This window comes from Bacillus sp. J14TS2, assembly GCF_018333015.1.
Classification (GTDB): domain Bacteria; phylum Bacillota; class Bacilli; order Bacillales; family Bacillaceae_C; genus Lederbergia.
Genome location: NZ_BORE01000009.1, coordinates 11,975 through 27,032, shown reverse-complemented (window position 1 = coordinate 27,032; position 15,058 = coordinate 11,975). Strand labels below are relative to the sequence as shown.

General features: G+C 38.9%; 11 protein-coding genes. All 11 read left to right on the top strand.

Annotated features, from left to right (window positions below):
• Positions 1-17: 17 nt before the first annotated feature.
• The 11 genes from KI375_RS14625 (at position 18) to KI375_RS14575 (ending at position 15,055) form a co-directional block, all read left to right on the top strand.
• Positions 18-914: a carbohydrate ABC transporter permease gene (locus tag KI375_RS14625; RefSeq protein WP_244852700.1), complete on the top strand. Its 897-nt coding sequence runs from the start codon at positions 18-20 to the stop codon at positions 912-914.
• Positions 915-1,011: 97 nt separating this feature from the next.
• The gene (locus KI375_RS14620) at positions 1,012-2,640 is read left to right on the top strand and encodes an ABC transporter substrate-binding protein (protein WP_244852663.1); all 1,629 of its coding nucleotides are present in this window, start codon (positions 1,012-1,014) and stop codon (positions 2,638-2,640) included.
• A gap of 23 nt (positions 2,641-2,663) precedes the next feature.
• The gene (locus KI375_RS14615; RefSeq protein WP_212974218.1) at positions 2,664-3,980 is read left to right on the top strand and encodes an alpha-L-fucosidase; all 1,317 of its coding nucleotides are present in this window, start codon (positions 2,664-2,666) and stop codon (positions 3,978-3,980) included.
• A gap of 145 nt (positions 3,981-4,125) precedes the next feature.
• Positions 4,126-5,529, top strand: coding sequence for a sulfatase family protein (locus KI375_RS14610; protein ID WP_212974217.1), 1,404 nt, complete (start codon positions 4,126-4,128; stop codon positions 5,527-5,529).
• Between the two features lie 241 nt (positions 5,530-5,770).
• On the top strand, positions 5,771-8,059 hold the full coding sequence (locus KI375_RS14605; protein WP_212974216.1) for a glycoside hydrolase family 95 protein: 2,289 nt from the start codon (positions 5,771-5,773) through the stop codon (positions 8,057-8,059).
• Between the two features lie 82 nt (positions 8,060-8,141).
• Positions 8,142-9,434 (top strand): alpha-L-fucosidase, encoded by a 1,293-nt coding sequence (locus KI375_RS14600; protein WP_212974215.1) that lies wholly within the window; start codon positions 8,142-8,144, stop codon positions 9,432-9,434.
• A gap of 101 nt (positions 9,435-9,535) precedes the next feature.
• Positions 9,536-9,826, top strand: coding sequence for a hypothetical protein (locus KI375_RS14595; protein WP_212974214.1), 291 nt, complete (start codon positions 9,536-9,538; stop codon positions 9,824-9,826).
• A gap of 27 nt (positions 9,827-9,853) precedes the next feature.
• Positions 9,854-10,864 (top strand): extracellular solute-binding protein, encoded by a 1,011-nt coding sequence (locus KI375_RS14590; RefSeq protein WP_212974213.1) that lies wholly within the window; start codon positions 9,854-9,856, stop codon positions 10,862-10,864.
• Positions 10,865-11,012: 148 nt separating this feature from the next.
• The gene (locus KI375_RS14585; RefSeq protein ID WP_212974212.1) at positions 11,013-13,424 is read left to right on the top strand and encodes a PDZ domain-containing protein; all 2,412 of its coding nucleotides are present in this window, start codon (positions 11,013-11,015) and stop codon (positions 13,422-13,424) included.
• 145 nt (positions 13,425-13,569) lie between these two features.
• Positions 13,570-13,908 carry a UxaA family hydrolase gene (locus tag KI375_RS14580; protein ID WP_212974211.1) on the top strand — a complete coding sequence of 113 codons (339 nt, stop codon included), beginning with the start codon at positions 13,570-13,572 and terminating at the stop codon, positions 13,906-13,908.
• The gene (locus KI375_RS14575) at positions 13,895-15,055 is read left to right on the top strand and encodes a UxaA family hydrolase (protein WP_212974210.1); all 1,161 of its coding nucleotides are present in this window, start codon (positions 13,895-13,897) and stop codon (positions 15,053-15,055) included. Before KI375_RS14580 ends, KI375_RS14575 begins: the two co-directional genes overlap by 14 nt.
• The last annotated feature ends 3 nt before the right edge of the window (positions 15,056-15,058 follow it).

Genomic DNA, 15,058 nt, shown 5'->3' with positions numbered 1-15,058 from the left:
AGAAAGAAGTGATCATAGTGAATGTTAATGGGGTCAACGATACAAGAATTGATAAAATTTTCTCGATAATAAACCATGTGATTTTAAGCATTATGTTGATTGTGTTTCTTTACCCACTGATCTATATCGTGAGTTCATCCTTTAGTTCTTCAGATGCCGTGACAGCGGGTGAGGTGTGGTTATGGCCGGTTGATTTTAGTCTTGAAGGCTATAAAGCTGTTTTTGCTTATAAACAAATTTGGACGGGATATGGAAACTCATTATTTTATATGATAGCCGGTACACTCATTAATATCTCCTTAACCATACTGGCAGCTTATCCATTATCAAGGAAGGATTTCTATGGTCGTAATTTCTTCATGCTTTTATTTTTATTTACCATGCTTTTCAGTGGCGGGTTGATTCCTAATTATTTGCTTGTTAAAGAATTAGGGATGCTGAATACCCGTTGGGCAATGATTATTCCAAATGCAATGTCTGTATTTAATGTGATTATAACGAGAACATACTTTAAAATGACGATTCCAGATGAGTTACATGAGGCAGCTAAAATGGATGGCTGTAGCGATTTCAGGTTTTTAGCAAGAATTGTGCTTCCATTATCAGGGCCGATTATTGCTGTGATGGGATTGTTTTATGCTGTTGGTCACTGGAATGCCTTTTTCAACGCATTAATTTATTTGCGAGATCAAGATTATTTTCCTTTGCAATTAGTTTTAAATAATATTCTTGTTCAAAACGAAGTGGATCCTGAAATGTTTATGGATGTAGAATCACAGGCTGCGATTTCCGGTTTGCGGGAACTTTTAAAATACTCATTAATCGTAGTGGCTTCTATTCCAGTCCTTGTCATTTACCCTTTTGTTCAAAAACATTTTGTTAAAGGTGTGATGATTGGCTCATTAAAGGAATAGCCTTCCTTGGATTGGCACATTTCCTAGTTTAGAAAGGGGGAAAACACTGTTTATATGTTCTGATCTATCATCCAAGTGATATTAAGGGGGGATTTTATTGGAAAAGGTAAAATTATCTTGTTTATTCTTTGTTGTATTGACTTTTCTTGTATTTTTAACGGCTTGCAATAATGAGGAGAAAGCAGGCGGCAAAGCCAATGATGCAAAAGACATTGAACTAACGGAGCCTGGGACATTTCCTATCACGAAAGAAAAAGTAACAATGAGGGTATTAGTACCTTCACATGCTTTAGTAGAAGATTTTAAAACAAACGAATTCACAAAATGGTATGAAGAAAAAACCAATGTTCATATTGAATGGGAAGTAATCCCCAGTCAAAATGCAGAGGAAAAACTCAATTTAGTCCTGTCCAGTGGTGATTTGCCAGATGTCATTATGAACAGTCCAGTTACGCTTTCACAGTTAATGATTTATGGAAGCCAAGGAATGTTTTTACCTTTGAATGATTTGATTCAGGATTATGGAGCAGATGTGAAAAGTTTCTTAGATGAAAGACCAGATATTTTAGAGTCGATTACGGCACCTGATGGGAATATCTATTCAATGCCATACATCAATGAATGTTATCATTGTACATTGGCGCAAAAACTATGGATCTATCAGCCTTGGTTAGATGAGCTTGGACTAGAAATGCCTGAAACAACGGAAGAATTCTATCAAGTTTTGAAGGCTTTCAAAGAACAAGATCCTAATGGAAACGGTAAACAAGATGAGCTTCCGATTGCTGGTAATAAAGATTTATGGCCTTTTCCTAGTTACTTGATGGATCCATTTATTTACAATGAAATGTATGTTGAAAATGGAAAAATTCAAGTCCCTTACACAAAACCTGAATGGAAAGAAGGGCTGGAATACATCCATCAATTGTATTCGGAAGGTTTAATGGCGAAAGAGTCTTTAACACAGGATCAAGATCAATTAAAGCGTCTAGGAAATTCCAAGGAAACAATATTAGGAATGGCGATGGGATATTGGCAGGGTGATTTTATGACTGGTGGTGGCAATAGCGGAAAATGGCTAGATTATGTGGCCGTACCTCCTTTAGGGGGTCCGAAAGGAAACAGGGTTTCTTGGTATCAACCACCAGTACCGGGAAGAGCTTCTTTCATTATTACAAACCAAGCGAAACATCCAGAAGTCGCCTTGCGCTGGGCGGAAGGATTCTATCAAGAGGAGATTACATTAAGAGCTGTAATTGGTGAAAAAGATAAGAATTGGCGTTGGGCTGAAGAAGGGGAAGTGGGAATTAATGGCGAACCAGCAAAGTGGGTGCGTTTAGCCTCCTATGGTGAAGTGCAGAATACTCACTGGGCGCAGCAAGGTCCAGTTATTAGAACAAACGATTTCAGATTAAGTGAAATGACAACAGATGAACAGCCCCTAGAAGCACTCCTTTATGAAGAAACGAAGGAAAAATATGAACCATATAAACCTGATGAGGATATGATCGTTCCACCACTTTATTTTAACGAAGAACAATCCGCCGAACTAGCAGAGATTGAGGCAACGATCCAAAACTTTGTTGATGAATCAAATGCCCGTTTTATTTCAGGGGATGATGATATTGACAAAGGCTGGGATCAATACCTTGCTACACTGGAAGGAATGAATTTGGAGCGTTACATCGAAATTTACCAAGAAGCGTATGACGAGAAATATAAATAAACATTAGAGGAGGAGAAGAGATAATGCAAAAAGAAAGTGTTGCAGTTCAAAATACCAATTGGCCGGCTTATTATGGGAATCCAGACTGGTTTATTCATGATCGATTCGGATTATTTATTCATTGGGGGCTGTACTCAAGTGCTGCTCGTCATGAGTGGGTGATGAACCGGGAGAAAATTCATCCAGATGTGTATCGTAAGTATTTTGAATTTTTTGATCCTGATTTATACGATCCACAAAAATGGGCACATGTGGCAAAAAATGCGGGAATGAAATATTTAGTGATTACAACAAAACATCATGAAGGGTTTGCTCTTTGGGATTCCAAACTAACAAACTATAAGGTGACAAACACTCCAGCAAAACGGGATCTCTTATTAGAAATGGTCAACGCTTTTAGAGAAGAAGGATTGAAAGTTGGTTTCTACCATTCTTTGATTGACTGGCACCATCCCGAATTTCCAATTGATGGGTTGCATCCCCAACGAGATGATGAAGATTTTAAGAGAGAAGCCACTAATCGTAAGATGGATAATTATGTGGAATATTTACATGGGCAAGTACGAGAATTATTAACGAATTATGGGAAAATTGATTATCTCTGGTTTGACTTTTCATATCCGAATAGAAATTGGGATTGGTCAACTGGAAAAGGGGCAGATGATTGGAAATCTGAAGCATTAGAAAAAATGATTTTCGAATTGCAACCAGATATTATCCTCAATGACAGGCTTGATTTAGGACGCGGGGTGAGAACACCAGAACAATACCAACCAAGTGCGGCTTTAATAGAGGATGATAAGCCAGTTATATGGGAGGCTTGCCAAACATTAAATGGCAGTTGGGGATATGATCGAGACAATTTAGATTGGAAGTCACCGCAAATGTTGGTGAAGATGTTAATTGACAGCGTTTCAAAAGGGGGGAATCTTATTCTAAATGTAGGGCCAAATGGACGCGGAGAATTTGAACAGAGATCAATTGACACTTTGAATGAGATAGGTGATTGGATGAGGGTAAATGCTCGTTCCATTTATGGCGCAAATGCAAGTGGATTTACCGCTCCGGTTGATTGTCGTTTTACACAAAAAGGTAACCGCTTATATCTGCATATTTTTTCCTGGCCATTTAAACATATTCATATAGAAGGCTTATCTGGAAAAATAGCATATGCTCAATTTCTGCACGATGCTTCAGAGATCCATTATAAAGAACATGATCCAAATGAAGTGCACTCTCATATTTCAGCTAGAGTCACATCTGGATCCGTTACATTGGAAGTACCTGTGCAAAAACCGGATATTTCTGTTCCTGTTATAGAGATATTTTTAAAAGATTAATTGTGTGTCTTTATTTCATTCAGAAGATGCTCTGAATCCCGAATCGAATGGCAATAAGGCCCGCTCAATGAAGTTATGCTGATTGACAAGTTTGTCAGCATAACTTTGTTGAGTTGTGGATGACAAAGGAGATTATGAATTTGAAATGAGTAGACCAAATATTATTTTGATAACTGTTGATGATCAAAGGTATGGAACTATAAATGCCTTGGGAAATAGAGAAGTCATAACGCCTAATCTAGACGAATTAGTTAAAACAGGTACCTCGTTTATCCAAGCACATATTCCTGGTGGAACAACAGGTGCAGTATGTATGCCAAGTAGAGCAATGATCCATACTGGGAAAAACCATTTTACTTGGACGAGCGATGGAGCCATTATTCCAGCCGATCATACTTTATTAGGCGAGGCCCTTCAACGAGAAGGGTATACTACATTTGCAACAGGTAAATGGCATAATGGGACGGAAACATTTAATAGAAGTTTTTTAGATGGAGAAAATATCTTCTTTGGTGGAATGTGGGATCATTGGAATGTACCTGTTTCAGATTATGATCAAACGGGTCAATATAATAATATAAAAAACTTTATTACGAATCCGATGTTACAGGATTCCGTAACCCAAATGCACTGTGATCGAATTTATCCAGGAAAACATTCCACAGATCTATTTGCTGAAACAGCGATTGACTGGTTAGATTGTTATCAAGAGAAAACACCTTTCTTTATGAATCTAGCATTTATGTCTCCTCATGATCCAAGAAATGCACCTAGGAAGTTTATGAATATGTACGACCCGGATAAGATTGAGCTACCAATAAATTTCGTTGGAGAGCATTCGCTTGACTTCGGTGTTAAAAATATAAGAGATGAGGTTTTACTTTCCTATCCAAGAAAAGAGGAAGATGTAAGAACACATATTGCTCGATATTATGCAATGATCACCCATCATGATGATCAAATTGGACAAATCATCACCAAACTAAAGGAAAAAGGACTATATGAAAATACTATTGTTGTGTTTGTAGCAGATCATGGACTGGCACTTGGTCAACATGGATTGCTGGGTAAACAAAATAATTATGATCACAGTATAAGGGTTCCTCTAATTTTATCAGGACCAGGCATACCAGAAAATGAAATAAGGGATAGCTATGTTTACCACTTTGATATATTCCCAACTCTTTGTGAGCTAATTGGTATAGAAATTCCTGCTTCTGTAGAAGGGCTTAGTATGCTCCCTCTATTAAGTGATCAAACGGTCTGTTTACGTGAGAATCTATATTTCTCCTATGCAGATAAAGTACGCGCAACAAAAGATAAGCGCTTTAAATTAATAGAATATGCTGCAGGTAACACAATTTATACGCAGTTATTTGACCTACTTGAAGATCCAGTAGAGATGAATAATTTATATGATGTGGAAGGGTATGAAGAGATTATCAAACAATTACGAGAGCAAATGAAAAAGTTTAGAGATGAATGGTTTGAGGAACGGCATCCAACAGGAAAAGCCTTTTGGAAGAATTATGAAAAGGTTCAAAAATAAACATATGGTTGTATATAAGAGGGCATTTGAGAAGGTCTTCTAAATACTGATAGATATTTCCAAGAGAATCCAATGTAAAAAAGAGAGTAAAGCTTGAAAAAATTAATATTTTTTGTATTAGTGGTCACTTCCTAGTATAAGTTACAACTGGAAACTAAGTGATTTAATTATCTCACCCCTTAGAGTTCCTAGGAAGCCCGTATTTCAAGAAATTCTAATTCAATTGAAATGAGGTTGAACATTGCAAACGAATCAAAAACTTTGGTATAACCAACCAGCAAAAAAATGGACAGAAGCTCTCCCTATCGGAAATGGCCGATTAGGAGGAATGATTTTTGGAGGAATCCATCAAGAGAAAATTCAATTAAATGAAGATTCTATTTGGTATGGAGGTTCGCAAAACGCCAATAATCCAGATACCAAAAAGTATTTACCTGAAATCAGGCAATTACTATTTTCCGAAAAGCAACAAGAGGCAGAGCATTTAGCGAGAATGGCGTTGTTTTCTCAGCCAAGATATTTACATCCTTATCAACCACTAGGAGATTTATATTTATGGTTTGTTCATGATGATGAGTCTGTGGATGAATATTGTAGAATTTTAGATTTAGAGACAGCTATTACAACGGTTCAATATAAGGAAGGAAAAGTAAAATATTCACGTGAATATTTTAGCAGTGCTGTGGATGAAACTGTGGTCATACGCTTAATAAGTGATAGGCCGGGAGCTTTGAATTTTAGTGCGAATATGATGCGCCGTCCATTTGATCTAGGGAGTAGAGCTATATCTCCAAATATTCTACTTATGGAGGGGGAGTGCGGGCGAGATGGTGTGGAATTTCGTACGGCTATCAAGGCAGTAAATGAAGGAGGAAAGGTTCAAACGATCGGGGACTCGATCTCAGTTGAAAACGCAGATGCGGTAACCCTTTTTCTAAGTACTGCAACCACTTTTCGTTATCAAGATCCTGAACGGGTTTGTCTGGAGCAAGTAGGAGACGCATCTATACAAACGTATGACGAACTAAAAGAAGCACATATAAAAGAATATCATGAAAAATTCGCACGGGTTCATCTGGATCTTGCAAATGGAGAAAAAGAAGAGCTATGTTCATTACCAACAGATCTTCGCATCAAACGTTATCAAGAGGGAGAAGAAGATGTAGATTTAGAGTCTCTCTTTTTTCAATACGGTCGCTATTTACTTATTTCATGTTCAAGACCGGGTAGTTTGCCCGCCAATTTACAAGGAATCTGGAATGATCAATTCACTCCTCCATGGGAATCAAAATATACGCTTAATATTAATACCCAGATGAACTACTGGCCTGCAGAGATATGTAACTTAGCTGAGTGTCATCAACCACTTTTTGATTTAATTGAAAGAATGAGAGAAAAAGGAATATCGACAGCAAAAGAGTTATATGGATGTCGCGGATTTGTAGCCCATCATAATACGAATCTGTGGGGAGAAACGCATATAGAAGGGATCCCTTTATCTGCCTCGATTTGGCCAATGGGCGCGGCATGGTTATCTTTACATCTATGGGAGCATTATCGATTTGGACAAGATGAAGGTTTCCTTCGTAATCGTGCCTATCCTGTTATGAAAGAAGCAGCTGAATTTTTCTTGGACTATCTTGTTGAGGATGAGAATGGTCAGCTAGTGACAGGCCCGTCCATTTCTCCTGAGAATACGTTTAAACTTCCAAATGGAACCAAAGGAAATCTTTGTATGGGGCCTGCTATGGATAACCAAATCCTACAATTTTTATTCACGGCTATCCATGAAGCTGGGAAGATTTTAGAGAACGATGATGATTTTATGTTGGAAATAGAAAAGGCGATCAAGCGATTGCCGAAAACGGAGATTGGGCAACTTGGTCAGATTATGGAGTGGCTCAAGGATTATGAAGAAGTGGATTCAGGTCATCGCCATATCTCTCATTTGTTCGCCTTACATCCAGGGGAAGAAATCCATCCCATTCATACTCCTAGATTGGCTAACGCTGCTATACAAACTCTAGAAGGGAGACTTTCAAATGGTGGCGGCCACACAGGTTGGAGTCGTGCTTGGATCATCAATTTTTGGGCGCGGTTACGTGAAGGGGAAAAGGCGTATCAAAACGTTCGTCAACTTTTGACAACTTCGATTTACTCGAACCTATTTGATGCACACCCACCTTTCCAAATTGACGGTAATTTTGGGGCAACAGCCGGTATAGCTGAAATGCTGCTACAGTCGCATTGCAGAGAAATTGTTTTCTTACCTGCATTGCCTCAAACATGGTTGAATGGGTCTGTCAGAGGATTGCGAGCCAGGGGAGGATATGAAGTCGACATCATATGGAAAGACGGGGGATTCCATTCCGCGAAAATCAAATCAAAGGTAGAAGGAATTTGTAGAATTAGGACTGATATACCGCTTTTAGTTTGTAATGGGGAGAGGATGGTAACCACTACGTGGCACGATTCTATTCTTGAATTTAGAGCGATAAAAGGTGATGTGTACACCATCCACCCATCGTAACTAAGAAGTTTATCGATATTTTATATTCGTTTGTAAAAGGAACGCCCTATTAATAATTTTTGAAGGAAGGTTGTGCATTTTTTTGCTGCAAAAACGATTAAGTAAGCCAACTAAAGAACAATTGCAATGGGCAGATGCTGAGATGGGTGTTTTGATTCATTATGATATTCAAGTTTTTGAACCAAGCTATCAGTGGAGGGGAAAATGGGGATATCAGCCTGACTCTACTATCTTTAATCCGAGTCATCTAAACACAGATCAATGGATTCGAACAGCAAAGGAGGCGGGAGCAAAATATGCGATTCTTGTAGCAAAACATTGTAGTGGATTTTGTTTATGGCCGACTCATGCGCACGAATACAGCATAAAAAACTCCCCATGGCGTGAAGGAACGGGAGATATTGTCAGGGATTTTATTGAGTCCTGTGAAAAATACGATATTCGGCCTGGATTGTATTATAGTACTTCGGCCAATGCATATTTTCAAGTGGACAACCCGGGAACTGTCTCATCTGGTGATTCCGAAGAACAAGAGCGCTATAATCAAATGGTCATGCAGCAAGTTACTGAATTATGGTCCCACTATGGAAGATTATTCGAAATTTGGTTTGATGGAGGTACCTTGCCACCCGAAAAAGGGGGACCAGATGTAACATCTATTTTAAGGAAACTGCAACCTCAAGCTATTTGTTTTCAGGGGCCAAAGGAAATTGCATCTTTGATTCGCTGGGTTGGTAACGAAGATGGCTTTGCGGAATACCCTTGTTGGAGCACGACAGAATATACAGCAGATAAGTATGGTCAATTTTCACCCCAATATGGAAGTGGTATGGTAGATGGAAAACTTTGGGCCCCTGCTGAAGCCGATGTTCCGAATCGTAAGCAACAATGGTTTTGGTATAAAGATGAAGAGGGTTTATTATTATCAACAGATGAATTAGTAGAATGCTATTACAAATCGGTTGGTCGGAATTGCAATTTACTCATTGGTATGGTTGTCGATGATCGTGGATTAGTGCCAGATGCTGATGTTTCACAATTCCGGGAATTTGGAAAAGAGATCAAAAGCCGATTCGAGAATGTTTTGAGTGAGACAAGTGGTGTGGGACATCATTTAACGATTAATTTTCAGATACCAACTATTTTGGATCAGATCGTTATTATGGAAGATATAGCCCATGGCGAACGGATTCGAGAATATCAAATAGACGGTTTAGTGGATGGTAACTGGAAAATGCTTTGTTCCGGTGAGGCTGTGGGCCACAAAAGAATTGAAACCTTTAGTACAGTTGGGGTTACTAGAATCAGATTGACGGTTACTAAGTCAGTAGATATACCGCATATTAAAAAATTTGCCGCCTTCAAACTAAAATAGAATGATAGTGAGGGGGGAGAGTAGATTTTTTAGTTATCAGTATCATTGATAGTCCGATTTGGTTAGGGACAAAATTAAATATATAGATTTGGAGGAGTATAATGGAGGCTAAAAGAACATGTTTGCTTATTGGGGCTTTTCTGCTTTTTCTATCTTTGTTAGTCGCTTGTAACAGCGATGTCACCGATACTCAATCTCAGTCGGAACAAAATAATAATGGACAATCTGAAAACAATGTGGATACCGAGGATAAAGAAGTGAAGAAACAATTTTCTACCGAGGACACGACAATTAAAGTCGCAACTCCTTGGGGGGAAGAGGCATTTAATGGTCGGATTGGAGATTTTGCTAGTGAGAACCTCCCCCATATCACAATTGAGCATGTCGATTAGGATGGAACAGTAGAAAATCTGGAAGAATTGTATGCAAATGATACCATTCCTGATGTGTTTCTGGCCTTTACCGGGCAACAACCCTTAGAACAATTAGACTCGGTTTATCCTTTAGATGATATGATCGAGAGTTATGGAGTTGATTTAAGTCATATTCAAGATGTTGCACTTGACAATGTTCGGTCTAGAGATAAGGAACGGAGACTAGTTGGTATTCCGCAGGAAACAACAGTTATTGGCTTATACTATAATAAGGAAATATTTGATCTATTTGGTGTAGGATATCCAGACCCTAATGAAAGTATGACGTGGGATGAATTAATGGATTTAGCGCCTAAATTGACTGGAGAACGAAGTGGAACATATTATTGTGGGTTGGAAATGGTGGATCTTGAATACGCACCTTTAAGTCAACTTTCTGTTAATAAAACAGATCCGGAAACAGGTGAAATTTTATTATCGTCGGAACCAAAATTTACCCAATATATCGAATTGATGAATAGATTTTATGATTTACCAGGAAACGATGAAGAAAGTTGTGGCTTTGAAGCTAAAACAACAGCTATGAAAATCGGTTGGCAAGGAGTATTAGTGTACCATGATAATGATTACTGGGAAATAGATGTAGCTCCTATGCCGGTTTGGAAGGATCTACCTGGAATTGGTACTGAACCTAGTGGACATCCTTGGGCGATCAATAATTTTAGTGAAAATAAGGATGCAGCATTACAATTTATTATAGAAGGAGTGTCTGAAGAGTATCAAACAATCCTTTCAAAAAAAGGTACACCAGTGCCTTCAAGTACAGGGGTTCCTAACCAGGAATATGGAGCAGATAATCCACTCATGGAAGGAAAAAACGTAGCGGCATTGTTCGTCAATACACCTGCACCCCCACCAGAAAGAAAAAGTCCTTGGGATAGCTTTGTCGAGTTTGACTTTGAAAAATTAAAAGAGAGTTCAGACATTCAAGAATTTCTAAGAAGAACCCAGGAAGAATGGGAAATTAAAATTCAAGAGGCAAAAGCAACACAATAATTTCACTATCTGTGTAAAATCAAAATCAAAAAATAAAGTAGATCTGGAAATATGCAACCTATTCTAATTACACTTTTAAAGATACTTGGTTAAAAAGGCGGTTTACATTGATAAAATTAATTTTTACGTTTGACAGGAGGAAAAAACTATGATGATGCCATCTAGTTACTCTGAAAATTCTAGTAATCAGTGTGAGGAAGACGTAGGGGCAGTTACATTCTTTGTCTCATGCTTAGGAGATGATAGAAACCCCGGTACAAAGGATGCGCCATTTGCTACTTTAGATAAAGCGCAGCATACGGTACGAGCTGCCAAACATAAAGCTGTAGCTCCAATCAGGGTCTATGTGCGAGAAGGTACGTATTTTTTAAAAGAACCACTTCAGTTTACTGCTGAAGACTCTGGCTCGGATGAAGTCCCTATTTTCTTTGAAGCTTTCGAAAATGAACGCGTTGTGATTAGTGGTGGAACTTCATTAAAATTAGCATGGACTTATTTTCGTGATGGGATATGGCAAGCGAGTGTTCCTGAAGATATAGAGATAGATGAGTTATTCGTAAATGAAAAACGCTATTGGATGGCTCGTTACCCGAATTATGATCCCACTGTATCTATTTATAACGGTTACTCTTCCGATTGCTTAAATGAAAATAGAATTGCAGGTTGGTCTGATCCCAGCGATGGCTATATTCATGCGATGCATAAACACATGTGGGGCGGTTATCATTATCTCATAACCGGCAAAGATCCAAACGATAAGTTGACTTATGAAGGAGGCTGGCAAAATAATCGCCCGCTTGGCATGCATGATGAATATCGTTTCGTAGAAAATATTTTTGAAGAACTAGATGCACCCGGTGAATGGTATTTAGATCGTCGTAAGAACATTCTTTATGTCTATCCAATTGCGGATACTGACTTACAGAATGCAGTTGTCGAAGCCGCTCAGTTACGCCATTTAATCGAATTCGCTGGAACCGAGGCACTGCCTGTATGCAGAATTACGCTTAAGGGATTTACTTTCCGTCATACATCCAGAAGCTTCATGGATACCCGCGAACCGCTGCTTCGTAGTGATTGGACAATTTACCGCGGCGGTGCGATATTCTTCGAGGGAAGCAAAAACTGCCATGTGGAAGACTGCTTTTTAGATCAATTAGGTGGAAATGCCATTTTCGTCAGCGGTTTCAATCGTGAGATTTCAGTACGCGGTTGTCATATTGCTAATGCTGGTGCAAATGGAATTGCATTTGTTGGACAGGCTTCAGCTGTACGCAGCCCGCTATTTGAGTATAATCAGAGACAAAAACTGAAAGATATTGATCAGACACCTGGCCCTTTGACAAATGAATATCCTGCTGATTGTCTTGTGGAGGATTGTCTTATTTATCGGAGTGGTCGGTATGAAAAACAATCTGCACCGATTCAAATTTCAATGTCACAGAACATTACAATTCGCCACTGCAGCATCTACGAGGTTCCTAGAGCAGGGATAAATATATCAGATGGAACATGGGGTGGACATCTAATCGAATGTAATGATGTATTCGATACTGTGTTGGAAACAGGTGATCACGGTTCTTTCAATTCTTGGGGACGTGACCGTTTTTGGGGGTTGGAGGATGTCGACCTGAATCACCTGAACCTTGCAAACGAGAAACCAGAACCTAGCGAGCTCCCAATACTAGATACGATCAAGCCTGTCATTATCCGCAATAATCGCTGGCGTTGTGACCATGGCTGGGATATCGATTTGGATGATGGGTCAAGTAACTACCATATTTATAATAATCTTTGTCTTAGTGGCGGGATAAAACTAAGGGAAGGTTTTTATCGAAAATGCGAAAATAACATTATCGTTCATAATTCATTCCACCCTCATGTATGGTATAAGGGGAGCCAGGACATCTTTCGAAATAATATTGTCTTTGAGACTTACAAACCGATTCTCGTACCCCAACCTTGGGGATTAGAATGTGACAACAACTTACTTCATAGAAATGGTGAAAATGTCGTTATACCAGCAAATTCTCTTCAGCAGCAAAGTGAGAGGGATTCGAACTCGATCATAGGAGACGCTAAATTTATTAATCCGGATATCGGGGATTATCGAGTAGTGGACGACTCACCAGCACTAGAAATAGAATTTAATAACTTTCCGATGGATCTGTTTGGTGTCTACAAAGAAGAGTATCGCCAAATAGCGCGTACCCCCGAGTTACCAAAACCCGTAGATTTTACTGCCAGCACCCGTGATGGGGAGACTTATGAGTGGATGGGAGTTCAAATCAGAAATGTGACTGGTATTGGTGAAGTATCAGCATTCGGTCTTCCAGGTGAAATCGGTGTATGGATCGAAACAGCCCCGGAAGAGAGTGAATTGGTAAATGCTGGTCTGCAAGAAAAGGATGTCATTATTGAAATTGCAGGATATAAGATAGGGAGTTTAAAGGATATATTGAACCTTAATATAATTTCTAAAGGAGAAAAACCTATCAAAATATCTATTTTCCGAGACCAACAAATACTAGATATTCAAATCGTTTCTCACAATTTATAATGAAATACTTCACTAGCCGATAAGACACTGGTTAATTATGATGATAAGCTTAACCTTTAAAATAATTAATTGACATAAAAGCCAATGATTTGTTAAGATTATGATACCGATAACAAAAAATACTGGATAAAAGGGAGGTTTTTTTATGGAGAAAGCGTTTCAATCAGGAATTACATGCATTGTCATGGACGATAAAGACAATGTTGCAACCCTTTTAAAAGATATTAAAAAAGGGGAGACGTTAACATACATCCAAAAGGATAATGAGCAACAAATAGAATTGAAAAATGATGTGGATTTTGGTCATAAAGTAGCCATTTTACCAATTCAGAAAGGGCAAGAAGTGCTCAAATATGGTGAAGTGATCGGAGCAGCTACCATGCAAATACAAGTGGGCGAACATGTTCATATTCATAATATTGAAGGCATTAGAGGTAGAGGAGATAAAAAGAGTAAGGAGGCGCAAAAACATGCAAACGTTTAAAGGCTATCGGCGAGAAAATGGAAAAATTGGAATCCGTAATCACCTACTGATTTTACCGACTGTTGTTTGTGCGAATCAGGTATGTGCAAGAATTCAACAGCAAGTTTCGGATTCAGTCGCAATTCCGCACCAGCACGGCTGTAGTCAGGTAGGAGATGATAAAGAAAGAACACATAAAGTCTTGGTGGGAATGGGGAAGAATCCCAATGTTGGAGCAGTTTTAATTGTTAGTCTTGGTTGTGAGGTAATCGATGCTAAAGAAGTCAAAGCGGAAATTGAGGAAACAGGAAAACCTGTTGTCTGGATTGATATCCAAACTGAAGGCGGTTCCATTAAAACCATTCAAAAGGGGATTACTGAAGCAAAGAAATTAGTAGGTGCCATTCAAGAAATACCCACAGAAGATGTACCGGTCTCTGAATTAATTGTTGGAGTAAAATGTGGAGGGTCTGATTTCACCTCCGGACTATGTAGTAACCCAGCACTTGGAAAAACGTCTGATATGCTTTTAGCTAATGGTGGAACGATCATCATGGGGGAAACAACTGAAATTATTGGAGCTGAGCATCTTGTTGCAGCGAAAGCAGTAAGTGAGGGCGTAATAGAAAAGCTTTATAAGGCGATTGAAGGGTTTGAAGCTGAAATTGAGCGCATGGGTGTTGATATGCGTGGCGGGAATCCAAGCCCCGGAAATATAGCTGGAGGACTATCTTCGATCGAAGAAAAATCGCTTGGGTGCATTAGCAAGGCTGGAAATGCACCATTAAAGGATGTTCTTCCATTTGCTGATGACATCCCTGACAATGGTTATTATTTTATGGATTCCCCGGGAAATGATATCGAATGTGTAACTGGAATGGCGGCTGCTGGAGTACATATGGTCGTGTTTACAACGGGGAGGGGAACACCGACTGGAAATCCAATTATTCCAGTAATCAAAGTAACTGGAAATGAACTTACAGCCAAACGAATGGCTGATAATATTGATATCGATACAAGCCCTGTTTTACAAGGGAAGGAAACATTAGATCAAGCCGGGGAAAATATCTATGATTTCATCTTAGGAGTTGCAAATGGAGAACAAACAAAAGCGGAAATATTAGGGCATGCCGAATTTAGTATAAGTCGTATTGGTATTAGTTTATAAAGA